Origin of the sequence: Stenotrophomonas sp. AG209, assembly GCF_003550055.1 — a bacterium.
In the GTDB taxonomy this organism is placed as follows: domain Bacteria; phylum Pseudomonadota; class Gammaproteobacteria; order Xanthomonadales; family Xanthomonadaceae; genus Stenotrophomonas.
Genome location: NZ_QXDB01000004.1, coordinates 263,910 through 288,569 on the forward strand (window position 1 = coordinate 263,910; position 24,660 = coordinate 288,569).

The following is a 24,660-nucleotide window of genomic DNA, read 5'->3' on the forward strand; positions in this document are numbered from 1 at the left end:
CTTGGCCGGGCCGGCCCCGGCAGGCCGCTTTGCGAAACCCGAACGGGGCCTTGATCCGCCAGAAACATTGAAACGTTCAGGGTAGAGGTTCCCCCGGAAACTCAGGAGAACCTGCATGCGAGCCTTGTTCGTCGGTGGCGTGGTCGACAACAGTGAAATGGATCTGGAAGGCAGCCATCCGCCCGTGCATTACCCCGAGGACACCGGCGGCGGCCACTCGCGTTACCGGCTGCACCAGGTCGGCCATGGCGCCGATGGCAGCGTGGCCTATGCGGTATACGGCGCGCCGGACCTGGCCGATGACGAGGTGGCCCGGGTCGCTGAAGAACGCGCCTACGCGCGCCGGTTCGAGGCGACGCCGACGTTGTTCGAGCACTGATCCCAACAGCCACGCATGGCGTGGCTCTACTGCAACCCCTGGAAAATCCACGCCATGCGTGGATGGCATGAGGCCTGGCCGATGACGAGGTCACGCACATCCATGCGTGGCCCTTTCCAGTAGATCCACGCCATGCGTGGATGGGGTTGGCAGGTTGCCGTCAGACCCTGGGCGGCAACCTGCGGATGCTGGCGATCTCGTCCAGCCACACGTGGTGCTGCTGCACCGGCGTGTCGTAGTCATCCAGCCGCAACTGGCCGTTGCTGCCTTCGTCGCCGGCCTCGTTGCGGTACTGCTGCACCGTCGGTTTCACCGCGACGGTGCCGAGCAGGCGGCGACCATCGTGCAGGGTCAGTTCCACCTGCGTTTCGCCTTCCAGCTGCGGCAGCAGGGCTTCCAGGCGCGCGATCTGCGCCGGATCGGTATGGATACGGGGAGCTATGCGGGACATCGGCGACCTCCTGCATGCAGGGTCGCCGATTGGCCGTGAATGCTCAGTGCAGCGCGCTGTCCGCGCGGGGTACCTGCACCTTGCGTACCGCAGCCACCAGCTGCGCCACCGAGTACGGCTTGGCCACGTGCTCCTGGAAGCCCGATGCCAGCGCACGGCGGCGGTCATCGGCACGCGCCAGCGCGGTCACGGCTACCGCCGGCAGGGTCATGGCATCCACGCCCATGTCCTCGCGCAGCGTGCGCACCAGGCCATAACCATCCATGCCCGGCATGCCGATGTCGGTCAGCATCACGTGGTACTGCAGATGGCCGGTGTCGGCCAGCAACGCCAGTGCCTCGCCGGCCGAACTGGCCGCTGACACGCTGGCGCCCTGCTCTTCCAGCATGCGCCGCAGGTACTCCAGCACTTCCGGCTGGTCTTCAACCGCCAGCACGTGCATGCCACGCAGCGGATAGGGCTCGACGATCACCGGCTCCAGGATCGGCCCGCTGATCACTTCGCGCAGCGGGCGCCGCTCGGCATCGGGAATGTGCTGCGGCAGGCGCACGGTGAACGTAGCGCCATGGCCGTGGCCCTCGCTAGCCGCGGCGACCGTACCGCCATGCAGTTCGACCAGCTGCTGCACGATCGCCAGGCCCAGTCCCAGTCCGCCATGGCGGCGGGTGGTGGTGCCATCGGCCTGGCGGAAGCGGCTGAACAGATGATTGAGGAATTCGGGCGCGATGCCATCACCGGTATCGCGCACGGTGATCTCCCAGTGGTTGCCGTCGGCCCGCAGCTGCAGGTCGATGCGGCCTTCAGCCGGGGTGAACTTGATCGCGTTCGAGAGCAGGTTCCAGAACACCTGCTGCAGGCGCGTGGCATCGCCCAGCACCAGGCTCGGTTGTTCGGGCAGCTGCAGGTGCACGTCCAGCGCCTTGCCTTCGGCCACCAGCTCCTGCGCGCCGATGGCCTCGCCCAGCAGCGTGCTCAGGTCCAGCACTTCCACCTCCAGCTGCACCTTGCCCAGCAGCATGCTGCTGAGGTCGAGCATGTCCGAGATCAGCCGCTTCTGCGCACCGGCGCTGTTGGCGATCACGTTCAGGCCCTTGTACAGCGGGCTGGTGTTGTCCACGCGCTGCAGCAGCAGCTCGCTCCAACCGAGAATGGTGGTCAACGGCGTACGCAGCTCATGCGACAGCGTGGCCAGGAACTCATCCTTCAGCCGCGCCATGTTTTCCGCAGCACTGCGCGCAGCACGCTCGGACTGCAGCAGTTCCTCGCGGGCCAGTTCGATCTCGCGGCGTTCGGTCACGTCCGGGCTGCTGCCGGCCAGGCCGATGAAGCGCCCCATGCGCGAGAAGCGAGGGCGGGCGTTCATCTCCAGCCAGCGCCACTGGCCATCGGCACGGCGCGCACGCACCAGCGCATGCATCGAGCGCTGCGCCTTCAGCGCTTCCTGCAGTTCGTACTCGAATACCGATGCGTCGTCCGGATGCACCAGGCCGCGCCAGACATCTTCCGGCACGCGTGTCTCATCGCCACCAAAGAACTCGCTGAAGGCGCTGTTGACGAAACGGGCATGGCCGCGCTCGTCGAGTACCCACACCGGCATCGGCAGGCCATCGGCCAGCGCACTGAAGCGGGCTTCGCTCTCGCCCAGCTCCACTTCCATCTGCTTGCGCGCGGTGATGTCGAAGAACAGGATGCCGACCTTGTCCTCGCCCGGCCGGCCCACGCGCACCGCGTCAACCGCGAACGAGCGGCCCAGCGCGCGCGCTTCCATCTCGAACTGGGCGGGGCGACCGCTGCGTGCGACCTCGCCGTAGATGCGGAACCAGTCTTCCTCGTGGTGCGGCTCCAGCAGGCTCATGCGCTGGCCGCGCGCATCCTTCAGGCCGGTGTGGCGCTCGAAGGCGTCGTTGACCTCGATGAAACGATAGTCGACCGCACGGTCGCCCTCGAACAGCACCTGGATCACGCAGAAACCGGCGTTGATGCGCTCAAGCACGCCATGATGCAGGTCGGGTTCGGGCGCCGGCACCATCATCGGTGGGCGCTCCACGAGGGGCGGCAGTGTGGACAAGGGCGTCTGTGCAGGCCGGGTTGGAGGCACAGCATCTTCCAAAGGGCGTATTCACAGCGTCAAGCGCCGTCAGTCATGGTTGACGACGATGAATTGGCGGCAACCACTCTTGCGGATGTCGCAATCGGCCGTTGCGGCGACGGGAAAGCGGGATCACACTCGATCTGTAAACCGTATCGTCCCCATCGAAGGGGCGCAGGAGACCGTCATGAACCGCTCATTGGCCACTGCCCTGCTGCTGGCAGGCGCCCTCATGGCGGGCAGCGCGAACGCCGCGCCGCGCGCCGTCACCGATCCGGACGCGCCCCGTGCGCTGCAGGCCAATGGCCCGGTCAGCGTGAAGTGGGACGATCCGGCCAAATTCACCGAAATCCGCCAGAGCACCAACCGCTTCGAGGCCGAACGCGGCAACTGGGTGCAGCAGCTGGCCAGCTACGTGGAGACCACGGCGGCCAAGCCGCTGCAGCCGGGGCAGACCCTGGACGTGACCCTGGTCGACATCAAGCGCGCCGGCGACTACGAGCCCTGGCACGGCCCGCGCGGCAGCGACATCCGGATCATGCGCGACATCTATCCGCCGCGGATCACCCTGCAGTACACGCTGAAGGACGCCAGTGGCCGTATCGTCGATGAGGGCGAAGCCAAGCTCAGCGACACCGGCTACCTGCACAACCTGGGGCTGAAGAGCGACAGCGACCCGCTGCGCTACGAGAAGCGCCTGATCGACGACTGGGTCAAGCGGCAGCTGACAACGCAGGCCACTGCTGCACGCTGATCCCGGGCGGCGCCACCCACCGGTAGGTGTCGACCTTGGTCGACACGCATTCAGAGCGCCGACCAAGGTCGGCCGCTACCAGAGCCGAGCGTGGGCTCGGCGCTACACGTACACCTTCGCCACGCGCTTGACCGCACAGGGCAGCTGGTAGGCGCTGACGCCACAGCGCGGCGCCAGTTCCGACAGCGTCGGCGCAGAACCCCACAGCTCCACCACGCTGCCGATGCCGGCCTGCGCATGCGCGGTCAGGTCCACGGTCAGCATGTCCATCGACACGCGCCCGATCAGTCCACCCGGCTGGCCGTCGATCAGCACCGGGGTGCCATTCGGTGCGAACTGCGGATAGCCGTCGGCATAGCCGAGCGCGACCACGCCTACGCGGGTGCGCGCCTTGGCCACGAAGCGGGCGCCATAGCCCACCGGCTCACCGGCCTCGATCCAGCGCTCGGCGATCACCTTGGACTGCATCGTCATCACCGGGCGCAGGCGCTCGGTCAACGCGGTGTTGTCCGGCAGCGGGTTGGCTCCGTACAGCATCAGGCCCGGGCGGACCCAGTCGCTGCGCACATCCGGCCAGCCCAGCAGTGCCGGCGAGTTGCACACGCTGGTCTCGCCGTGCAGGCCGTCGATGGCCTGCGCGAAGGTCGCCGCCTGCTCGTGCGTGCGTTCGCTGTCCAGCTCGTCGGCGCGCGCCAGGTGGGTCATCAGCACGATGCGCTCGACCTGCGGCAGCGCCGACAGGCGTGCATGCGCCGCGCGGAAGCTGTCCACGTCCAGGCCGAGGCGATGCATGCCGCTGTCCAGCTTCAGCCACACCGTCAGCGGGCGCGGGCTGTCGAACGCGACCAGCGCTTCCAGCTGCCACGGCGAGCCCACCGCGAACCAGAAATCGTGTTCGGCCACCAGCGCCATGTCACTGGGTTCGAAGATGCCTTCCAGCAGCAGGATCGGCGCACGGATGCCGGCCTGGCGCAGTTCCAGCGCCTCTTCGATGGTGGCCACGCCGAAACCATCGGCCTCGCCTTCCAGCGCCTGTGCACAGCGCACCGCGCCATGGCCATAGGCATCGGCCTTGATGATCGCCAGGGCCTTGCCACCGCCCAGTTCACGAGCAAGCCGGTAGTTGCTGCGCAGGGCGCCCAGATCGATCAGCGCGCGGGCAGGACGCATGTGCGGTTCTCATGTTGCGGGGCGTGACCGTACTGGCCGTAGCGGAAAATATCCAGGCCTTCGGTGCTGATCTGCGGCTGGCGCGCGCTCATCAGGTCGGCCAGGTAGCGACCGGAGCCGCAGGCCATGGTCCAGCCCAGGGTGCCGTGGCCGGTATTGAGGTACAGGTTGCGGAACGGCGTGGCGCCGATCACCGGCGTGCCGTCTGGCGTGGCCGGGCGCAGGCCGGTCCAGAACTGCGCGCGCGACAGGTCGCCGCCCTTCGGGTAGAGGTCGCTGACCACCAGTTCCAGGGTCTCGCGGCGGCGCTGCGACAGCGACAGGTCGAAGCCGGCCACTTCGGCCATGCCACCGACACGGATGCGGTCGTCGAAGCGGGTCACCGCCACCTTGTAGCTCTCGTCGAGGATGGTCGAGGTCGGCGCCATCGCCGGATCGGTGATCGGCAGGGTCAGCGAGTAACCCTTCAGCGGGTACACCGGCAGGCGCATGCCCAGCGGTGCGACCAGCGCCGGCGAATAGCTGCCCAGCGCGACCACGAAGCGGTCGGCGGTTTCCAGCTTGCCGTCGATGCGCACGCCGGTGATGCGGTCGCCATCGAACTCCAGGCCGGTGATGTCCTGGTCGAAGCGGAATTCGACGCCGGCATCCACGCACATCTGCGCCAGGCGGCGGGTGAACAACTGGCAGTCGCCGGTCTGGTCACGCGGCAGGCGCAGCGCGCCGACCAGGCCATCGACATGGGCCAGGGCCGGTTCGGCCTGGATGATGCCGGCGCGGTCCAGCACCTCGTACGGCACGCCGTACTGGGCCAGGATCTCGATGTCCTGCGCCGAGGCATCCAGCTGCTGCTGGGTGCGGAACAGCTGGGTGGTACCCAGGTCGCGGCCTTCGAACTCGATGCCGATCTGCGCGCGCAGCTCGTTCAGGCAGTCGCGGCTGTACTCGGACATGCGCACCATGCGCGCCTTGTTGATCGCGTAGCGCTCGTGGGTGCAGTTGCGCAGCATCTGCCACAGCCAGCGGTACTGGGCCAGGTCCATGCCCGGCTTGATCGCCAGCGGCGCGTGCTTCTCGAACAGCCAGCCGATGGCCTTCTTCGGCACGCCCGGGGCCGCCCACGGCGAGGTGTAGCCGAACGACAGCTGGCCGGCATTGGCGAAGCTGGTCTCCAGCGCCGGGCCGGGTTGGCGGTCGATGACCGTGACTTCAAACCCGGCCTGTCGCAGGTACCAGGCACTGGTGGTGCCGATCACGCCGCTGCCGAGAACTAGGACTCGCATGGGACTTCTCCAACCCGATCATTCCCTGCACTGGAGCGTGCCGGGACCATAATTGGGGAAGTATAGACAGCCAATACCAGTTGATTTGCCTGATTTGAAATCAACCGGCAGGATGTTCTCCTGCAATTCATTCCCCAAGGTTGACGGCCATGGCCACCCGTACCCGCGAACTGGACAAGATCGACCGCAAGATCCTGCGCATCCTGCAGGCCGAGGGCCGTATTTCCTTCACCGAACTGGGTGAGCGGGTCGGCCTGTCGACCACCCCGTGCACCGAGCGCGTGCGCCGGCTCGAGCGCGAAGCGGTGATCACCGGCTACCACGCCCACCTGGACCCGGCGGCGGTGAAGGCCAGCCTGCTGGTGTTCGTGGAGATCAGCCTGGCCTACAAGTCCGGTGACATCTTCGAGGAGTTCCGGCGCGCGGCGCTGAAGCTGCCCAACGTACTGGAGTGCCACCTGGTGTCGGGGGACTTCGATTACCTGCTGAAGGCGCGGATCAGTGAAATGGCCTCCTATCGCAAGCTGCTCGGCAGCACGTTGCTGACACTGCCGCACGTACGTGAGTCGAAGAGCTACATCGTGATGGAAGAGGTGAAGGAAACGCTGAGCCTGCCGATTCCGGATTGAGGCCGGCGAACGGTTGGGGTCAGAGCCCGCAACGCGGGCTCTGACCCGGAGTCCGTCTCAGCGCTGCTGCGGATGCTTCTGCGAGCGCTGTTCCTGCTGCTTGCCACCCTTGTGCGGCTGCTGCGGCTCCATCTGCTGCTGTTGCTGCTGTTGCTGCTGCGGGTTGCGGCCCTGCGGTTCCTTGCCGGGATGACGGTTCTGCTGGTTTTTCATGATCGCGATCCAGTGGACGAAGGACATGCGGCGGCGGAATGCCGGCGCAGGGCCACGGTGGTCCCGGAACGGTTAATCGCAGGCGAAAAAGCAGTGATCGGCAGGACGTTGTTTTCGTGCGTTCAGGCCGTACAGCGTGTGGTAACTGCCAACCTTGCCTGGCATCCGAGCTCAGCGCTTGATCTGCTGCCCATCGCCGGCCGGCACGCTGTCGTAATAGCGGCCGGTGCGCGAATCGAACACGCGGTTCGGACCGGCCGGGCGCACACCGGGGACGATACGGCCATTGCGGTCGTACACCTTGTCGGCCGGCTTCGGCGCCGGGGTGGGTGCGATCGGGGCCGGACCGGTGGATTTGATCGGTTGCGCCGGCTGCGGCGACGGCAACACCTGCGGCTGTGAGCGGGCGGCCTGCGGCGGCGGTACCACCGGCGCCGGTGCCACGGTGGTCGCACTGCGGGTGGCGGTGGGGTCGGCGGTAGGCACCTGGGCCAGCGCCAATGCGGGCAACAGGGCCATCAACAGCAGGGGAAGGGTCGGTTTCATGGCACGCTCCGGCGTGGATCACATTCACCTTGCGCCTGTACCTGTGTGCCGCCCATGAACGGCCGTCACACTTGCAAGCGCGCGCCGGCACCCCCACGTTTTCCGGCATCCCCAGGCCATCGACCCCACGGAGAGCCGGCATGACTGCCTTCGACCTGACGCCCCCCACCGCCACCCAGACCGAGGCGCTGATTGCCGGCCTCAGCAGCGAAGAGCGCCGCGTGCTGCTGCAGCACGGCACCGAAGCGCCATTCTGCGGGGTGTTCCTCGACAACAAGCGCGAGGGCGTCTACTGCTGCCGGCTGTGTGCGCTGCCGCTGTTCCGCTCCAGCACCAAGTTCGATTCCGGTACCGGCTGGCCCAGCTTCTTCGCCCCGTTCGACCCGGCGCACGTGCGCGAGATCCGCGATACCAGCCATGGCATGGTGCGCACCGAGATCACCTGCGCGCGCTGCGGCAGCCACTTGGGCCACGTGTTCCCGGACGGCCCGCCGCCCACCTACGAGCGCCACTGCCTGAACTCCGTCTCACTTTCGTTCACCGGCAATGGCGAGCCCTGGCCCGACCCGTTGCAGCGTGGCGGCGCAGAAAGCGGCGTGGCGGGCTGAAACACCCCGCTGACCGATTTCACAGAATTCCCTCTTCAGAAAACCGGGCGACGGGCCGACAAGGAGATATCCCCTCTCCTTGCGTCGCCCCATGCTCATCATCGTTGGATTCCTGGTCGTCATCATCAGCGTGATCGGGGGCTACCTCGGTGCCCACGGCCGCCTGGGTGCCCTCTGGCAGCCCTACGAACTGGTCATCATCGGCGGCGCCGCGCTCGGCGCCTTCCTGGTCGGCACCCCGGCCAAGACGGTCAAGCAGACCCTGCAGGCCATGGTCGGCGTGTTCAAGGGCCCGCGCTACAAGCAGCAGGACTACATCGATGTCCTCAGCCTGCTCTATGAACTGCTCAACAAGGCCCGCCGCGAAGGCTTCATGGCGCTGGAAGACCATGTGGAGCGGCCGGCCGAGAGCGCGCTGTTCGGCAACTACCCCAAGGTGCAGGCCGACCATCACCTGATCGACTTCATCACCGACTGCCTGCGCCTGATGATCGGCAGCAACATCGAGCCGCACGAGCTGGAGCCGCTGCTGGAACTGGAGCTGGAAAAGCACCATGCCGAGGCGATGGCACCGTCGCAGGTACTGACCAAGGTCGCCGACGGACTGCCCGGTTTCGGCATCGTCGCGGCGGTGCTCGGCATCGTCATCACCATGGGCTCGATCGGCGGCGACATCGTCGAGGTCGGTGGCCACGTGGCTGGCGCGCTGGTCGGTACCTTCCTCGGCATTCTGCTGGGTTACGGCTTCGTCGGCCCGATGGCCGCCGCCATGGAAGCGCGCGCCGAGCAGGACAGCCGCATCTACGAATCGGTGAAGACCGCCCTGCTGGCCTGCCTGCGTGGCTACAACCCGAAGATCGCGCTGGAATTCGCCCGCAAGACGCTGCCGTCGAACGTGCGCCCGGCCTTCTCCGATTTCGAGCAGCACCTGAAGACGGTCAAATAAGCCATGGCCGAGACCAAGCCCACCGTCATCGTCCGCCGGGTCAAGAAGGCCGGCCACGCCGCCCATCATGGCGGTTCGTGGAAGGTGGCCTATGCCGACTTCGTGACCGCGATGATGGCGTTCTTCCTGGTGCTGTGGCTGATGGCCACCACCAACAAGAACGACCGTGCGGCCATTTCCGAGTACTTCCGCAACCCCAGCCCGCTGAGCGGGCAGAATGCCACGCCGGCACCCGGCATGGCCGGCCCGGGCGGCGCCAGCACCTCGATGATCAAGCTGGGTGGTGCCACCGACATCTCGCGGGGCAGCAGCAACGATCCCTTCCAGAACCAGAAGGAAGCCGTGCCGCAGCCGGTGGACCAGCAGCAGCGCGACAAGCAGCAGCTGGAAGCGCTGATGAAGGAACTGCAGGAAGCGATCAGCAAGAGCCAGGCACTGGAGCCGTTCAAGGACCAGCTGCTGCTGGACCTGACCCCGGAAGGCCTGCGCATCCAGATCGTGGACAAACAGAACCGGCCGATGTTCGACCTCGGCAGCGCCACGCTGAAGCCCTATACGCAGCAGATCCTGCACGAGCTGGCCAACTACCTGAACCACGTCCCGAACCGGATCAGCCTGACCGGCCACACCGACATCACCGCCTATTCGGCCGCGCGTGGCTACGGCAACTGGGAACTGAGCGCCGATCGTGCCAACGCCGCACGCCGCGCACTGGTAGACGGCGGCCTGGAGGACAGCAAGATCACCCGCGTGGTCGGCCTGTCGTCGTCGGTGCTGTTCGACAAGGCCGACCCGCAGAACCCGATCAACCGCCGCATCAGCATCGTGGTGATGACCCAGGCCGCCGAGGCGGCCGCCCTGGCCGGTGCCGGCCCGCAGGTGGGGCTGTCGGCCCCCGCCGCCGACCCGGACGTGCAGGCCGCGCAGGGGCCGGCGCGCTGAATCGGGGTCAGATCCCTTTCCATGGGAAAGGGATCTGACCCCACCTGCACGCGGCCGCTACAATGGCGGTCTTTCCGTTTCCAGGTGACCCCACCCCATGTCCCAGAACTCCAAGGCCAAGCGCGACAAGCGCAAGAAGCAGCAGGCCAAGCGCCCGTTCCTCCGCCTGAACGCCCAGCAGCAGGTGCAGAACCATGCCGTGCTGACCAACGAAGACGGCCAGGTGGTTGCGGCCATCGGCCTGCAGGGCCGTGAGTGGCTGCTGGCCATCGGCGGCCAGACCATGGGCAACGCCGAGAATCCGGTGCCGATGCTGGCCATGCTCAAGCACCTGGCCAACGTGCAGGAGAAGGAAGGCCGCAAGGTCAACCTGGAATACTCCGAACTGCTGCAGAAGCTGCTGGACACCCTGGCAGCCGAATCCGAGCAGACCGCTGACGAGTACCTGGACAAGCTGGTCGCCGAGTTCGAAGGCGTCGACGCTGCAGAGGGCGAGGAAGGCGAAGCCGCCGAGGGCGACGTGGCCGAAGACGCCGCTGCCGAGGCCACCCCGGCCGCTGACAGCGACAGCAAGCCGCAGGCCTGAACCGGCCGCGGCGGTGACGGTCTACGTCGATGACGCGGTGCATCCCTGGCGCGGACAGCGCTGGGCGCACCTGATGGCCGACACCCTGGCCGAGCTGCACGCGATGGCAGCGCAGCTCGGCATTCCCCCGCGGGCCTTCCAGAACAAGGCCAGCGGCGCCCACTACGATGTCACTGCCGAGCTGCGCGCGCAGGCGATCGCGCTCGGTGCGCGGGCGATTTCCCGGCACGCCGACCGCGAGCTGGTCAAAGCCGTGATCGCCAACGCCAGGGCGCAATACCGGCCGTAGGCAGGCGTGGGTGGCTACCGCTTGCTGTGCTGGGTGGGGCTACCACTTGCTGTGGTGGGTGCGGACCTTGGTCCGCACATCAGGCACAGGGCATGCCGAGCAAGGTTGGCATCCCCCATAGGCGGGCTCCGCACCCACCTGCCCTGCTCAGAACGGGTCGCTGCCCAGCCGGATTTCCACGTTCAGCAGCGAGCACAGCGCCAGCATCGCGTCGTCGTCGCGGGTCAGCGCCATCACGCCGGTGAAGCCGTCGCTGCCGGCATCCACGCTCCACAGCGTGTAGTTGTGCTCGCGCAGGCGGTCGAAGGCGGTGGACATCAGCTGCACGCCGTCCAGGTCTTCGGTGAAGTCCTCGTCGTCCAGGTCGCCGCCCCAGTCCAGCTGCAGGTTGAAGCGTGCCGACAGCTCGTTCACCGCCGACTGCAGCGATTCCAGGTCGTCACGCTCGACCTCGAAACCGGACTGCCAGGCAATGGCCGTGAACAGCGCCGGCAGCCAGTCGCTGTCCGCTTCCAGCGGCTGCCCGTCCTCGGACAGGTGCTCGCGCCAGCGGTTGAACTGCTGCAGGGCCAGCTCTTCGTCGCCCGGGTTGATCAGCACCAGCAGGTTCCAGACCCGCGCCTCGAAGCCCTCCTCGTCGAAGTCGTGGATGTCTTCCTCGAAGTCGAAATAGTCGCTGTTGTCGGGCATGGCGGAACTTCCTCTGGGGCAGGCCGGCATTCTACGGTTTATCCTGTGCCGCTGAAGCCGGCCTTGGTGGCCGTCACTGTGAATGAAGCGATGAGCGATACCCCTCCCGACCACCTGGCGATCAACCCGACCAGCCCCTTCCATGATGCGCAGGCGCTGGAGCGCGGCGTCGGTGTGCGTTTCAACGACGTCGAGCGCGACAACGTCGAGGAATACTCGATCAGCGAAGGCTGGATCCGCGTGCAGGCCGGCAAGGCCCGCGACCGCCGCGGCAACCCGATGACCATCAAGGTCAAGGGCAAGGTCGAGGCGTATTTCCTGGAAACGAAGCCGGAATAAGCACGGCTCCCGGATCCTGGGGTCAGGTCCCTTTCCTGCGGGAAGGGATCTGACGCAGATCGACGGCGCCCAACCGCAGCGTCACTCGCGCTTGCGCGATTCCAGCAGGTCCAGGTTGCGGATCAGGCGCCGCGAGATCTCGTCGGAAATCACCCCGCGCCGGGTCAGCCGGAACAGTTCCTCGCGCTCGGCATTCAGGCCCGCGCTGCGCAGCTGGCGGTAACCCAGTTCCATGCGCCGCACTTTCTCCGGGTCCACGTCGGGCCCGTCGTTGTCCTTCTCCAGGTGCCGCTGGTACAGCAGGCTCACCCGCGAGGCAGCATCGTTGTACAGCTGCACGTTCTCGGTGTTCTGGTTCATCACCAGCTGCTGGCGCATGCGTTCGACCCCGGCCAGCGCAGCCTTGGAGGACAGCTTGCGTGCCAGGTCCTCTTCCTTGCGCTCGCCCGAATCGGCTGGCAGCTGCAGGCCCTTCAGCAGCTGCGGCAGCGCCACGCTGGCGCCGATCAGCGAGAAGAGGATCACCGCCGCGGCCAGGAAGATCACCAGGTCGCGCGCCGGGAACGCACTGCCATCGGGCAGGAACAGCGGCAGCGTCAACACACCGGCCAGGGTGATCGCGCCGCGCACGCCGGCCACCGAAGTCGCCACCACGATGCGCCAGTTCGGTGCCTCGCCCCGCTCCAGGCCACGCCGACGCGCGCGCAGCAGGTTCCAGCGCAGCGACAGCCATACCCACAGCAGGCGCAAGGTGATCAACGCCAGGTTGATCACCACCACGTACACCACCAGCCACCACGCACTCTGGTGGCCGGACTCGTTCATGGTGGTGGTGGCGCGTTCGACGATGCCCGGCAGCTGCTCGCCCAGCAGCACGAACATGATGCCGTTGAAGCTGAACTGCAGCATGTTCCAGACCCCCGCACGCTGCACGCGCATGCTGCCGGAGACACGGCCGGTCAGCTCGACGTAGCTCATCGCGATACCGGCGGCGACTGCGGCGAGGATGCCCGAGGCATGGATTTCTTCGGCCAGCAGATAGGCCGCGAACGGGATCAGCAGGTTGACCAGCATCGCGGCACCCGGCTCTTCGCCGAAGCGGCGCCACAACCAGCGCTGGAACGTGGACACGCCGAGGGTGACCGCCACGCCCACGGCAAGGCCGGCCACCGCCACCCACAGGAAGGTCAGCGAGGCCGTGGCCAGCGAGAAGGAGCCGGTCATCACCGCCGCCACTGCGAAGCGGAAGCAGACCAGGCCGGACGCATCATTGAGCAGCGACTCGCCTTCCAGGATGTGCATCAGCCGCTTCGGGATCGGTGCCTTGGAGGCGATCGCCCCGACCGCCACCGGGTCGGTCGGCGACACGATGGCCGCCAGCGCGAAGCACACCGCCAGCGGCATCACCGGAATCATCCAGTGGATCAGCAGGCCGGCACCGATCACGGTGAACACCACCAGGCCGAACGCCAGTTCGAGGATCGCGCCCTTGTCGCGGAACAGGCCCTGCTTGGGGATGCGCCAGCCATCGAGGAACAGCAGCGGCGGCAGGAACAGCAGGAAGAACACCTCCGGCTCCAGCGCATGGCCGCGGTTGAACACGCCGGCGATCACCGCGCCCAGGCCGATCTGCACCAGCGGCAGCGGCAACGAGAACGGGAGGACGCGAACCAGGTAGCCGCTGGCGACAACGGCCACCAGCATCGCCAGGACGACTTCAATGGTATGCATGCTTCTTCCAGGAAGCGGCGCGCGGGGAGGCTCGAGGGCCAGCGCCGGAAACCCGGAAAAAACTACCACATGCGGCCATGACCGCGACGGCCGGGGCCGTCGCGCGTCAGCCCCGGCTCATGCCCCGTCGAAGCGGTACAGATCCATGGCAAGGAAGCCGGCATCGATGCCGGCGTCAATGCGGCGTGCACCGAAGCCGCCCTCGCCGGCCGCGCCCATCGCGAAGAACAGCGGCAGCAGGTGCTCGTCGGTCGGGTGCGCGCGTTCGGCGAACGGCGCCTGCCGGCGGTAATCCAGCAGGGCCTGGCGGTCATCGGCGGCCAGGCGCTGCTCCACCCACTCGATGAAGGGCCGCACGTACGGCGCTTCCTTGCCGTCCTGGTAGTCGCCCCAGTCGTGCAGGTTGTGGGTGATGCTGCCCGAGCCGACCAGCAGCACGCCCTGCTCGCGCAGCGGTGCCAGCGCGCGGCCGAGCGCGAACTGGTGCTCGGGGCCGAGCATCGGCTGGATCGACACCGGCACCACCGGGATGTCGGCCTGCGGGCGCAGCAGCCGCAGCGGCACCCAGGCACCGTGGTCGAGGCCACGCTGCGGGTCGAGTGCCACCGGCAGGCCAGCGGCGGCGATGCGGCCGGCCACCTCTTCGGCCAGCGCCGGATCGCCCGGCGCCGGGTACTGCAGTTCGAACAGCGCGCGCGGGAAGCCGCCGAAGTCGTGGATCGTCGGTGGCTGCGGATGCGCGCCGACCAGCGGCTGCCGGCCCAGCCAGTGCGCCGAGGCCATCACGATGGCGCGCGGCGTCGGCAGGTCGCGCGCCAGCTCGGCCAGGCGCACGCCGACCTGGCCCGGATGCAGGGCGGTCATCGGCGAACCATGGGAGATGTACAGCGAAGGCAGGCGGGACATGGAATCCTCCAGTTGCAGGGTCAGGCGGCGATCAGCGCGAACGCAGGGTCCACTTGCCGTCGCCGACCAGGAACAGCACCACCAGCGCCAGTGCCCAGAACGCCGGGTATTCCCAGCCGCCGCCGGCATTGGCGAAACCGAAGCCGTTGGCACCATGCACGGTGACGATGGTGCCCAGCAGCAGCGGCACGCCGACCAGGCCCACCCAGCGCGCGTAGATACCCAGCAGGAGCGCGACGGTGATCACCAGCTCCACGCCGATGGTGAGGTAGCCGAGCACGCCGGGCAGCCCCAGCGACTCGAAGAACGCCGCCGTGCCGGCCGGGGTGAATACCAGCAGCTTGATCAGCGCATGCACCAGGAACAGCACACCCAGGGCCAGGCGCAGCAGGGTGGCGCCGTACGGGGCCAGCGGCGAAACAGGAGCGGTCGTGGTGTGCATGGGGAAACACCTTGAAGGGAGTGGGAACAGGTTATTGCGCCTTCGTGAGCCAATAAATACGATGGATTGACCGTATTTATTTCAAAAGGCGCAACAATGGACACCCTCGAGGCGATGCGCGTGTTCGTGGCGGTGGTCGAGCGCAACGGCTTCAGTGCCGCCGCCCAGGCCCTGGACATGTCCACCGCCGGCGTCACCCGCCAGGTCGCCGCGCTGGAAAAGCGCCTGTCCACCCGCCTGCTCCACCGCACCACGCGCCGGGTCAGCCCGACCAGTGCCGGCGCCGCCTACTACGCCCAGTGCGTGCGCCTGCTGGCCGAGTTCGATGCACTGGAGGCCAGCATCGGGGCGCAGGCGCTGGAGCCCTCCGGCACGCTGCGCATCAACGCACCGGTCAGCTGGGGCATCGCCCGCCTCGGCCCGTTGCTGGCCAGCTACCGCGAACGCTACCCGCAGGTGGAACTGGACCTGGCCCTGTCCGACCGCCTGGTGGACATGGTCGAGGAAGGCTACGACGTGGCCATTCGCATCACCCGCGAGCCCGGGCCGACGTTGATCGCGCGCCGCCTGGGCGAATCGCGGGTGAGCCTGTGCGCCGCGCCGGCCTACCTGGCCGCACGCGGTACGCCACAGACGCCGCAGGAGCTGCAGGCCCACGCCTGCCTGAGCTACAGCTACTGGGCCGCCGGTGACCATTGGCCGCTGCAGGGGCCGGGCGGCGAAGTAAAGGTCTCGGTGAGCAGCCTGCTGCACGCCAACAACGGCGACGTGCTGCGCGAAGCGGCGATCGCCGGCATGGGCGTGATCCTGCAGCCCGACTTCCTGCTGGAAGACGCGCTGGCCGATGGCCGCCTGGTGCGCGTGCTACCGGAATGGGAGGCCTCGCCGATCGGCATCTTCGCGGTCTATACCAGCCGCAGCCACCTGGCACCGAAGGTGCGCAGTTTCATCGACCATCTGGTGGAAGCCGGGGTATAGCCGAGTCTGGCGTCTGCCGGTAGTGCCGGCCGCTGGCCGGCAATGCGACACATCCCGGTCCTGGGCGAATGCCGGCCAGCGGCCGGCACTACCACTTAGGCGGCCACTTCATCCAGCGCGTCGATGATCCGTTCCAGCGGCGCCGGCCGCCCCAACAGATAGCCCTGCACCTGGTCACAGCCGTGCGCAGCCAGCCAGTCCAGCTGCCCCGGCGTTTCCACGCCCTCGGCGATGATGGTCAGGCCCATGCTGTGGCCCAGTGACAGCAGTGCGCGGCAGATCGAGGCATTGCGTGGATTGGTTTCCACGTCGGCGACGAAGCTGCGGTCGATCTTCAGGATGTCCAGCGGCAGGTGCTGCAGGTAGGACATGCTGGAATAGCCGGTACCGAAATCATCCAGCGACACGCTGATGCCCTGCTCGTGCAGGCGCTGCATGGTCTGCATCGCCTGCGCCGGCTTGCGCATCAGGCTGCTCTCGGTCAGCTCCACGTGCAGCGCACCGCGGGCCAGCCCGAACTCCTGCTGGGCGCGGGTGAACTCGGCCACCAGGTCGCTGTTGAAGAACTGCACCGCCGATACATTGACCGCGATCGGCAGCTCACCCCAACCGGCCTCGACCAGTCGGCGCTGCGCCTTCGCCGCCGCGCGGATCACCCAGCGGCCCAGCGCCAGGATCAGCCCGGTGTCCTCGCACAGCTGGATGAACTCGTTGGGCGGAATGAAGCTGCCGTCGGCCTGCGGCCAGCGCAGCAGGGCCTCCAGCGCCGCCGGGCTGCCATCGCTGGCGTGCCGGATTGGCTGGAAATACAGCTGGAATTCGTTGTCGATGGCGGCGTGGATGCGCCCGGCCAGGCGCAGGCGATCGGCCAGGCGCGTGGTCACCGCCGCGTCGAACCAGACCACCACGTTGCCCTCGGCGCGCGCGGCATGCGCGGCCTGTGCAGCCATGCCGATCACCTGCTCGGCGCTGTGGCCGTCACCGGCGATGTGCACGGCCACGCCGATGCGTGGCTCGAACTGGTGCAGCGAATCCTTGCCGCGCATCGGCGCCGACACGATCTGCAGCAGGTCGTCCAGCACGCGCTGGGTATCGTGCTCGGCACCGATGGCGAACACGAAGTCTTCCGCCGGCTGGAATGCCAGCGTGCCGCAGCGCGCGCCCAGGCCACCGAGCCGGGTCGCCATCGACTGCAGCACCGCATCGCCGATCTCGCGGCCCAGCGTATCGGCCACCAGCTGCAGGCCGCGCAGCTGCACGAAGGCGATGGTGTAGCCCTCCTGCTGCTCGTCCAGCTGTTCGGTCAGGGCGCGCACGTTGAGTAGGCCGGTGGCCGGGTTGTGCCGCGCCTGGTAGGCCAGGTCACGCTCGTAGGCCAACCGTTCGCTGACATCCTCGGCCAGCACCAGGCATGCGGGCTGTCCGTCGAAATCGAGCCTGGACAGGTGGGCGCGCACTTCGAACACGCTGCCGTCCTTGCGCCGGTGCAGGCGCACGGTGGCGTCCTGCAGCTCGCCGACGCGGGCCTTGGCGATCGCGCCCTTCACCTCATCCCAGCCTTCGCGCGGGCGGATGTCGAGGATGCTCATCGCCAGGAACTCGTCGCGGCTGTAGCCGTACTGGCGCACCGCCGCATCGTTGACCTCGATGAAGCGCAGCGTATCCGGGTCGAACACCCAGAACGGCGCCGGGTTGCGGTCGAACAACAGGCGGAAGCGGCGTTCCACCTCGCTCACCTGTTCGCGCGCCTGGTAGCGCTCGCTCAGGTCGGTCAGCGCACCGATCATGCGCCGCTCGCTGTCGGCCACTTCCACCCGCTGCCCACGCGCGCCCACCCAGCGCACCTCGCCCCCGGGCAGTACCAGGCGGAACACCTGGTCGAGCACGGCGCTGCCGGCGAAGGCCTGGTCAAAGGCCTGCTGCAGGCGCGCGGCATCATCGCGATGCACGCGTGCAAAGAAATCGGCAACCGGCAGGGCATCGGTCTGCACCCCGAAGATCTCGCGCGCCAGCGGTGACCAGCGCAGCAGTGCGGCGTCCTCGTCAACGTACCAGGTACAGACGCGCCCGACCTGGTGTGCAAGGCGCAGCTCGGCGTGGCCTGCCTTCAGCTCCTCGGCCATCGCCTGCTGGCTGCGGGTGCTGCGGCGCACCGCGTACAGCAGCACCAGCAACACCGCGATGTAGGCCAGTACGATCGCCACTGACGCCTGCAGGTACGGCCACCACGGCGCCAGTACGTCTTCGTCGGCCAAGCCGACCTGCACCGCCAGCGGGCTGCGTTCCAGCGTGCTGATGGTGATGATGCGCGGCACGCCGTCGACGGCGCCGGGCAGGCTGCCCAGCTCGACCACCGCCTGCTTGCCGAGCAGGTCACGGCGCGGCAGATCATAGCGGCGACCCACCGTGCCGTGCGGATCGGGCACGCGGGCCAGCATGTAGCCCTCGGCATCGCTGATCGAGACCAGTCCGTTGGGGCCGACATCGAGGCCACCGACGATGCGCTGCAGTTCGCCACAGCGCAGCCGCGCCAGCAGCCAGCGGTCGCCGGCCATCGGCAACGCCAGCGGGACCACCCAGCCGCCATCACTGGCCCGCTGCGGCGGGCCGATATACAGCGCGCTGCCCTGGCCGCGGCGCTGCGGGTCGGTCCACAGCGGCAGCTGCAGGTCGCCCTTGCCGGCCGTCAGCGGTCGGCCATAGCTGTCGAGCACGACGATGCTGTGCAGCTCGGCATGCCGGCGCAGCACGCCGCCGATGGAGGCATCCAGCAAGGCCGGCGCCTGTGCCGGCACGCTGCGGAACAGTTCGGCGGCGTCGGCGGCGATGCCGGACATGGCCCGTTCCAGGTTGCGCAGCTCCAGCGCCAGCAGGCGCTCGCTGCCCACCGCCAGCGCACGGCTCTGCCGCTGCGCCGCTTCCAGGCGGCGGTGGTGGTCATTGACCAGCATGGTGGTCAGGCCGGCCACCAGCAGCACGCCCAGCAGCACGCCGCCCCAGGTGATGGCGCGCAGCGGCCGGGCCAACGCCCGTTTCAGCGCGGGCATCGGTTGATCTTCCTTGTGCAGTCGGCTGGCTTCATGCGCGAACGAATCCTCCACGTCCCCGACCTCAACGGCCGGCGGACGCCATTCTTGACGCCTGACCCCGTCCTGCATGGCCACCTCCCCGTGTCCGCGCAGGGCTCCAGGGTCCAGCATGCACCACCCCGGTGACGGCGTGAAGATCGCGTCTGCGCGTTCAGCCAGATCCTGCACAGGGCGGGCCGCCCAGGGGGGCGGCCAGTGGCGCTGGAGCGGATTAGACTTGGGGTTTTCCGCTGCAAGAGAAGTCCATGTCCAAGCTGCGCCGTCCCACCCTGGCGCTGGCCATCGTTGCCAGCCTGTCCCTGGCCGCCTGTGACCGCCCGGCCGACCCGGCCGCCGGTGCCACCGCGCCGGCCGATGCCGCCCCCGCTGCGGCCAAGCCGATGCTGGGCAGTTTCGGCTTCGATGCCAGCGGCATGGACCGCAGCATCGCCGCTGGCGATGATTTCTTCGGCTTCGCCAACGGCACCTGGGTGAAGAACACCGAGATTCCGGCCGATCGTTCGCGCTTCGGCAGCTTCAACGTCATCGCCGAGAAGACCCTGGCCGATACCCGCGCGATCCTCGAAGGCGCCGCCGGCAACACCCAGGCCAGCGGTGACGACAAGCTGATCGGCGATTACTACGCCGCCTACATGGACGAAGCCGGCATCGAGCAGCACGGTCTTGCGCCGGTGCAGCCGCAGCTGAAGGCCATCGATGCGATCGCCGACAAGGCCGGGCTGGCCCGTGCCCTGGGTGGCGACCTGCGCGCCGACGTCGACCTGCTCAACGCTACCAACTTCTACACCGACCGCCTGTTCGGCCTGTGGGTGTCGGTGGACATGCTGCAGCCGGACCGCACCGCGCCGTACCTGGTGCAGGGCGGCCTGGGCATGCCCGATCGTGATTTCTACCTGGGCGATGGCCGCATGGCCGAACTGCGCAAGCAGTACCAGGCCTACATCGCGCAGATGCTGCAGCTGGCCGGCGTCGCCGACCCGGCCGGCAAGGCGCAACGCATCCTGGCGCTGGAAACGAAGATCGCGCAGGCGCACGCCACCCAGGAAGAAACCAACGACGTGACCAAGGGTGCCAATCCGTGGACCCAGGCCGATTTCGCCGCCAAGGCGCCGGGCATGGACTGGAACGCTTTCCTCGACGCGGCCGCGCTGGGTAACCAGCAGGACTTCATCGTGTGGCAGCCCAAGGCCGTGGCCGGCCTGTCCAGGCTGGTCGCCACCGAGCCGCTGGACGCCTGGAAGGACTACCTGGCCTTCCACGCGCTGGATCGTGCCGCTGCCTACCTGCCGAAGAAGTTCGCCGATGCCCGCTTCGCCTTCCACGGCACCGCGCTGAGCGGCACGCCGCAGCAGAGCGACCGCTGGAAGCGCGCGGTGGACGATGCCAACCATGCGGTCGGCGAAGCGATCGGCAAGCGCTACGTCGAGAAGCACTTCGACGCGAAGACCAAGGAGCGTGCGGACGAGATGGCGAAGAACATCATCGCCGCCTTCGCCAAGCGCATCGATGCACTGTCGTGGATGTCGCCGCAGACCAAGGCGCATGCCAAGGCCAAGGTCAACGGCCTGACCGTGGGCATGGGCTATCCGGAAAAGTGGCGCGACTACACAGGCCTTGAGATCCGCCGTGATGACCCGCTGGGCAATGCACAGCGCGCCGAGCTGTTCGAGTACCAGCGCAACATCGCCAAGCTGGGCAAGCCGGTCGACCACAGCGAGTGGGCGATGCTGCCGCAGACCATCAATGCGATGAACGTGCCGCTGGAAAACCGCCTGGTGTTCCCGGCTGCGATCCTGCAGCCGCCGTTCTTCGACGGTGCGGCCGACGACGCGGTGAACTACGGTGCGATCGGCGCGGTGATCGGCCACGAGATCAGCCACGGCTTCGACAACGCCGGCGCCCTGTTCGACGAGACCGGCAAGCTGCACAACTGGTGGACTGCCGAGGACCTGAAGCAGTTCAATGCTGCCGGTGATGCGCTGGCCGCGCAGTTCAGCAGCTACGAGCCGTTCCCCGGCGTGCACGTGAACGGCAAGCTGACCCTGGGCGAGAACATCGCCGACGTGGCCGGCCTGGGTACCGCCTACGACGCTTACCAGCTGTCGCTGCAGGGCAAGCCGGGCCAGACCCTGGAAGGCTTCACCCCGGATCAGCGCTTCTTCCTCGGCTTCGCCCAGGCGTGGCGCAGCAAGAGCCGCGAGCAGGCGCTGCGCAATTCGCTGCTGACCGATGTGCATGCACCCGGCCAGTTCCGCGCATTGACCGTGCGCAACATCGACGCCTGGTACCCGGCGTTCGAAGTGAAGGAAGGCCAGAAGCTGTACCTGGCCCCGGACAAGCGGGTCAAGGTGTGGTGATGTAACCGGAACGGGCGCCGCAAGGCGCCCGTTTCATTTCCGGGTAGCGGCCAACCTTGGTTGGCACTGCGTGGATCTACCGACGCGTTGTGGCAATCACCAGCGTGGCGACCATGGCAAGCCCGGCCGCTGCCCACAGATTCGCATGCTGGCCCACGCCATCGAGCAGCCGGCCACCGCCCCATGCACCCAGTGCGATGCCGATGTTGAACACCGCGACATACAACGCCGTGGCGATCTCCACGGCCTGCGACGCCGCCTTCATCATCCAGCTCATCAGGCCCACCGATACGCCGCCGTAGGCCAGGCCCCACAGCAACAGCACCGCAATGCCACCGGCCGGCGTGCCACCCAGCCACAGGAACAACAGCGGCGTCAGCAGCAGGCCCGATGCGATCGCCAGCAACGTGCCACGTGGATGCCGCGCGGCCATCGGCCCGGCAATGAAGTTGCCAGCGATGCCGGCCAGGCCATAGGCGAACAGCAATGCACCGATCCACGACGCATCCACGCTGGAGGCGGATGTCAGCAACGGCCGCACATAGGTGAAGGCGATGAAGTGCCCGGCCACCAGCAGCAGGGTCAGCCACAGGCCCCGCTGCAGGCTGCGATGTCCGAGCTGCTGCACGAACTGGCCTGGCCGCACCGACGAGGTGACCGGCAACGCCGGAACAACGCGCAGATGCAGCAGCATCACGGCCGCGCTGAACAGCGCCATCGCCGCAAACGCGCAGCGCCAGCCCAGTGCATCGCCGATCAGCGCGCCCATGGGCACGCCCAGCACGGATACCGCCGCCACGCCACCGAAGATGATCGAGGTGGCCAGGCCGATACGGTGCGCAGGTGCCAGCCGCGCTGCCAGCCCACCGGCGATGGCCCAGATGCCGCCCATGCAGAACCCCACCAGTACGCGCGCGGCCAGCAACCAGCCGATGCCCGGTGCCAGCGCCGAAGCGATATTGGCGACCAGCAGCAGGCCCAGCAGCGTGCACAGGATGCGACGGCGATCGATGCCACCGGCCGCGATCACCACCAGCGGTGCGAACAGCGCCGCCAGCAGGGCCGGCAGCGAGATCATCAGCCCGGCGGTGCCGTTGGAGGCGCCGAGATCGTCGGCGATAGGGGTCAGCAGGCCCACCGGCAGCATTTCGGTGGTGACCACCGAGAACGTGGCGAGGCCGACAGCGGACACCGCCCACCAAGAATGGCGGGGCACAGGCGCGGCATGCGCAGGCGATGAAGCGCTCACGGGATGATTCCTTCAGGGGATGTGGATGCAGCAGACGGGTGCAGTGCACGTTGCGCGAGCACGGCGAACAGCAGCACGCCACCGCCTGCCACCAGCGCAACGACAAAGCCGCTGCGCACGCCACCGGCGTCGATGCTCTGTCCGGACAGCGCAGCCCCCAGCGCCACACCGATGTTCAGTCCGGCCAACAACCAGGTCATGCCTTCGGTAAGACGCGTTTCGGGCACGCGCTGTTCGACCAGCGACATCGCCACGATCATCGTCGGCGCGAAGAACGCCCCGGCCAGCAGCACCGCCACGGCCAGCGCCGGCAGGCTGCCGACCCACAGCAGCGGCAGCGTGGTCAGCGCGGTGGCTGCAGCGCCCAGCAGCAACAGCCGCTGCAACGGCACCTGCAGCTTCAGCGCACCGAACAGCAGGCCCGCCGCACAGCTGCCCAGCGCATAGGCCGACAGCACGACGCTGGCGGCAAGCGGCTGCCCCCGCTGTTCGGCGAAGGCCACGCTGGTGATGTCGACAGTGCCGACGATCACGCCCATTGCCAGCATCAGCAACGCGAGCAGCCGGATCTCCGCTTGCCGCAGCAGTGAGCGCGAGGGCGTTGAACCTTCGCCGTTCTGCAGCGGCGGTTCGGTGCCACGCTGCAGCACCAGCGCAGCCACGCCTACCACCAGCAGCAGGGCGGCCGCCAGCACGCCGGCCTGCGGCCATACCGCCACCGACAACCCGACCGACAACGGCGGGCCGGCAATGAAGGTGACCTCGTCGAACACGGTCTCCAGCGAGTACGCGGTCTGCAGTTGCGGGCGACCGCGGTGGATCGCGGTCCAGCGCGCGCGCACCATCGCCGACACGCTGGGCATGCAGCCGGCCAACATCGCTGCGACGAACAGCATCCAGTCCGGCGCGGCCAGCAGCGTGCACGCGAGCAGCAACAGCAGGCCGGCCGCACTGGCCGCCGTGGCCCACGGCAGCACCCTGCGCTGCCCACGCCGGTCGACCCAGCGCGATACCTGCGGCGACAGCAGTGCGTAGGTCAGCACGAAGGTGGCCGACACCGCACCGGCCAACGCGTAGCTGCCGCGCAACTGCGACAGCAGGGTGATGATGCCGATGCCGGTCATCGGCAGCGGCAGGCGTGCCAACAGGCCCGCGAGGGCAAGGCCAGCGGTGCCGGGGGCGGCGAACAGGTCGCGGTAGGGGGTAGCCATCGAATTCTCCAGGGCAGCGACTTGCCTGGCGCACGCGGCGCCACGACAATACATACAGAGCGTATGAATAAGAGGCTACATTCATACGCGCCGTATGTAAATAATCATGCACCGCGTATGTAAGGAGCTCCGGATGGTCCGCCGCACCCGCGCCGAGATGGAAGAAACCCGCGCCAGCCTGCTAACCACCGCCCGCCGGGTGTTCAGTGAGCATGGCTATGCCGCGACCTCGATGGATGACCTGACCGCCCAGGCCGGTCTGACCCGGGGTGCGCTTTACCACCACTTCGGCGACAAGAAGGGCCTGCTGGCGGCCGTGGTCGCGCAGCTCGACGCCGAGATCGACCTGCGCCTGCAGGCGATCAGCGACGGCGCAGACGATGCCTGGGACGGCTTCGTGCAACGCTGCCGCACCTACCTGGAATTGGCGCTGGAACCGGAGATCCAGCGCATCGTGCTGCGCGACGCGCGCGCGGTGCTCGGTGGCGCCTCACCGGAATCGCAGCGCCACTGCGTGCACTCGATGCAGCAGTTGATCGAACAGTTGATCGCGCAGGGCGTGGTGGCAGCGGTGGATGCGCAGGCACTGGCGTCGCTGATCTACGGCAGCCTGGCCGAAGCCGCGTTCTGGATCGCCGAGGGCGAAGACGGTGGTGCGCGCCTGCGGCAGGCGACGGCAGCGCTGGAGATGTTGTTGCGTGGGTTGAAGGTCGCCGGGTAACGCCCATCCACGCATGGCGTGGATCTACTGCGGAATCCGCTCTGGTAGATGCCAACCCTGGT

Annotated in this window: 25 protein-coding genes; 12 read left to right on the forward strand and 13 right to left on the reverse strand. The window is 67.8% G+C overall.

Annotated elements, in window-relative coordinates; genetic code table 11:
* Positions 1-115 precede the first annotated feature (115 nt).
* Entirely contained in the window at positions 116-379 is a 264-nt protein-coding gene (locus tag DFO63_RS18155; protein ID WP_005407925.1) for a hypothetical protein, read from the forward strand.
* Positions 380-539: 160 nt separating this feature from the next.
* Here the strand turns inward: DFO63_RS18155 and DFO63_RS18160 are convergent, their stop codons facing one another.
* Entirely contained in the window at positions 540-830 is a 291-nt protein-coding gene (locus DFO63_RS18160) for a DUF3247 family protein (protein ID WP_119007517.1), read from the reverse strand.
* A gap of 43 nt (positions 831-873) precedes the next feature.
* Complete coding sequence (locus tag DFO63_RS18165) at positions 874-2,862, reverse strand: ATP-binding protein (RefSeq protein ID WP_101764869.1); 1,989 nt, start codon at positions 2,860-2,862, stop codon at positions 874-876.
* 244 nt (positions 2,863-3,106) lie between these two features.
* Here DFO63_RS18165 and DFO63_RS18170 point away from each other — a divergent pair, with 244 nt between their 5' ends.
* Positions 3,107-3,673, forward strand: coding sequence for a DUF3016 domain-containing protein (locus tag DFO63_RS18170; RefSeq protein WP_119007518.1), 567 nt, complete (start codon positions 3,107-3,109; stop codon positions 3,671-3,673).
* 102 nt (positions 3,674-3,775) lie between these two features.
* On the opposite strand, the gene alr is transcribed toward DFO63_RS18170, so the two are convergent.
* A complete protein-coding gene (gene alr, locus DFO63_RS18175; RefSeq protein ID WP_119007519.1) occupies positions 3,776-4,843 on the reverse strand; it encodes an alanine racemase in 1,068 nt (355 codons plus the stop codon).
* Positions 4,822-6,126 (reverse strand): D-amino acid dehydrogenase, encoded by a 1,305-nt coding sequence (locus DFO63_RS18180; RefSeq protein WP_014035841.1) that lies wholly within the window; start codon positions 6,124-6,126, stop codon positions 4,822-4,824. Before DFO63_RS18180 ends, alr begins: the two co-directional genes overlap by 22 nt.
* Before the next feature lie 149 nt (positions 6,127-6,275).
* On the opposite strand from DFO63_RS18180, the gene DFO63_RS18185 reads away from it, so the two are divergent.
* Positions 6,276-6,755 carry an Lrp/AsnC ligand binding domain-containing protein gene (locus tag DFO63_RS18185; RefSeq protein ID WP_004140558.1) on the forward strand — a complete coding sequence of 160 codons (480 nt, stop codon included), beginning with the start codon at positions 6,276-6,278 and terminating at the stop codon, positions 6,753-6,755.
* 57 nt (positions 6,756-6,812) lie between these two features.
* On the opposite strand, the gene DFO63_RS18190 is transcribed toward DFO63_RS18185, so the two are convergent.
* Together DFO63_RS18190 and DFO63_RS18195 are read right to left on the reverse strand one after the other, a co-directional pair.
* Complete coding sequence (locus DFO63_RS18190; protein ID WP_032128744.1) at positions 6,813-6,995, reverse strand: hypothetical protein; 183 nt, start codon at positions 6,993-6,995, stop codon at positions 6,813-6,815.
* Between the two features lie 144 nt (positions 6,996-7,139).
* Positions 7,140-7,514, reverse strand: a complete 375-nt coding sequence (locus DFO63_RS18195) for a classical arabinogalactan protein 4 (RefSeq protein WP_119007520.1) — start codon at positions 7,512-7,514, stop codon at positions 7,140-7,142.
* A gap of 140 nt (positions 7,515-7,654) precedes the next feature.
* On the opposite strand from DFO63_RS18195, the gene msrB reads away from it, so the two are divergent.
* From msrB to DFO63_RS18220, 5 genes are all read left to right on the forward strand, one after another.
* A complete protein-coding gene (msrB, locus tag DFO63_RS18200; protein ID WP_005415117.1) occupies positions 7,655-8,122 on the forward strand; it encodes a peptide-methionine (R)-S-oxide reductase MsrB in 468 nt (155 codons plus the stop codon).
* 91 nt (positions 8,123-8,213) lie between these two features.
* On the forward strand, positions 8,214-9,068 hold the full coding sequence (motA, locus tag DFO63_RS18205; protein ID WP_005407915.1) for a flagellar motor stator protein MotA: 855 nt from the start codon (positions 8,214-8,216) through the stop codon (positions 9,066-9,068).
* Positions 9,069-9,071: 3 nt separating this feature from the next.
* Complete coding sequence (motB, locus tag DFO63_RS18210) at positions 9,072-10,010, forward strand: flagellar motor protein MotB (protein ID WP_014035837.1); 939 nt, start codon at positions 9,072-9,074, stop codon at positions 10,008-10,010.
* Between the two features lie 97 nt (positions 10,011-10,107).
* Complete coding sequence (locus tag DFO63_RS18215) at positions 10,108-10,596, forward strand: hypothetical protein (RefSeq protein ID WP_014035836.1); 489 nt, start codon at positions 10,108-10,110, stop codon at positions 10,594-10,596.
* Between the two features lie 13 nt (positions 10,597-10,609).
* Positions 10,610-10,885: a DUF4031 domain-containing protein gene (locus DFO63_RS18220; RefSeq protein ID WP_004153991.1), complete on the forward strand. Its 276-nt coding sequence runs from the start codon at positions 10,610-10,612 to the stop codon at positions 10,883-10,885.
* Between the two features lie 147 nt (positions 10,886-11,032).
* On the opposite strand, the gene DFO63_RS18225 is transcribed toward DFO63_RS18220, so the two are convergent.
* Positions 11,033-11,575, reverse strand: coding sequence for a hypothetical protein (locus DFO63_RS18225; RefSeq protein ID WP_075675476.1), 543 nt, complete (start codon positions 11,573-11,575; stop codon positions 11,033-11,035).
* Between the two features lie 90 nt (positions 11,576-11,665).
* Between DFO63_RS18225 and DFO63_RS18230 the strand changes: the two genes are divergently transcribed.
* Positions 11,666-11,914, forward strand: a complete 249-nt coding sequence (locus DFO63_RS18230) for a DUF3297 family protein (protein ID WP_119007521.1) — start codon at positions 11,666-11,668, stop codon at positions 11,912-11,914.
* A gap of 81 nt (positions 11,915-11,995) precedes the next feature.
* Here the strand turns inward: DFO63_RS18230 and DFO63_RS18235 are convergent, their stop codons facing one another.
* The 3 genes from DFO63_RS18235 to DFO63_RS18245 form a co-directional block, all read right to left on the reverse strand.
* Positions 11,996-13,645 (reverse strand): Na+/H+ antiporter, encoded by a 1,650-nt coding sequence (locus DFO63_RS18235; RefSeq protein WP_014035832.1) that lies wholly within the window; start codon positions 13,643-13,645, stop codon positions 11,996-11,998.
* Between the two features lie 117 nt (positions 13,646-13,762).
* Positions 13,763-14,551 (reverse strand): class III extradiol ring-cleavage dioxygenase, encoded by a 789-nt coding sequence (locus tag DFO63_RS18240; RefSeq protein ID WP_049424806.1) that lies wholly within the window; start codon positions 14,549-14,551, stop codon positions 13,763-13,765.
* A 31-nt stretch (positions 14,552-14,582) separates the two neighbouring features.
* Positions 14,583-14,993 carry a DoxX family protein gene (locus DFO63_RS18245; protein ID WP_049424804.1) on the reverse strand — a complete coding sequence of 137 codons (411 nt, stop codon included), beginning with the start codon at positions 14,991-14,993 and terminating at the stop codon, positions 14,583-14,585.
* Between the two features lie 96 nt (positions 14,994-15,089).
* Here DFO63_RS18245 and DFO63_RS18250 point away from each other — a divergent pair, with 96 nt between their 5' ends.
* Complete coding sequence (locus tag DFO63_RS18250; RefSeq protein WP_014035829.1) at positions 15,090-15,971, forward strand: LysR family transcriptional regulator; 882 nt, start codon at positions 15,090-15,092, stop codon at positions 15,969-15,971.
* Positions 15,972-16,066: 95 nt separating this feature from the next.
* Here DFO63_RS18250 and DFO63_RS18255 read toward each other — a convergent pair whose 3' ends face one another.
* Positions 16,067-19,129 carry an EAL domain-containing protein gene (locus tag DFO63_RS18255; RefSeq protein ID WP_119007522.1) on the reverse strand — a complete coding sequence of 1,021 codons (3,063 nt, stop codon included), beginning with the start codon at positions 19,127-19,129 and terminating at the stop codon, positions 16,067-16,069.
* Positions 19,130-19,305: 176 nt separating this feature from the next.
* Between DFO63_RS18255 and DFO63_RS18260 the strand changes: the two genes are divergently transcribed.
* The gene (locus DFO63_RS18260; protein WP_014035827.1) at positions 19,306-21,417 is read left to right on the forward strand and encodes a M13 family metallopeptidase; all 2,112 of its coding nucleotides are present in this window, start codon (positions 19,306-19,308) and stop codon (positions 21,415-21,417) included.
* A gap of 76 nt (positions 21,418-21,493) precedes the next feature.
* Here DFO63_RS18260 and DFO63_RS18265 read toward each other — a convergent pair whose 3' ends face one another.
* On the reverse strand, positions 21,494-22,666 hold the full coding sequence (locus DFO63_RS18265) for an MFS transporter (RefSeq protein WP_119007523.1): 1,173 nt from the start codon (positions 22,664-22,666) through the stop codon (positions 21,494-21,496).
* The gene (locus tag DFO63_RS18270) at positions 22,663-23,877 is read right to left on the reverse strand and encodes an MFS transporter (protein WP_101764859.1); all 1,215 of its coding nucleotides are present in this window, start codon (positions 23,875-23,877) and stop codon (positions 22,663-22,665) included. Before DFO63_RS18270 ends, DFO63_RS18265 begins: the two co-directional genes overlap by 4 nt.
* Positions 23,878-24,010: 133 nt before the next feature.
* On the opposite strand from DFO63_RS18270, the gene DFO63_RS18275 reads away from it, so the two are divergent.
* Positions 24,011-24,598 carry a TetR family transcriptional regulator gene (locus DFO63_RS18275; RefSeq protein ID WP_119007524.1) on the forward strand — a complete coding sequence of 196 codons (588 nt, stop codon included), beginning with the start codon at positions 24,011-24,013 and terminating at the stop codon, positions 24,596-24,598.
* Positions 24,599-24,660: the final 62 nt, after the last annotated feature.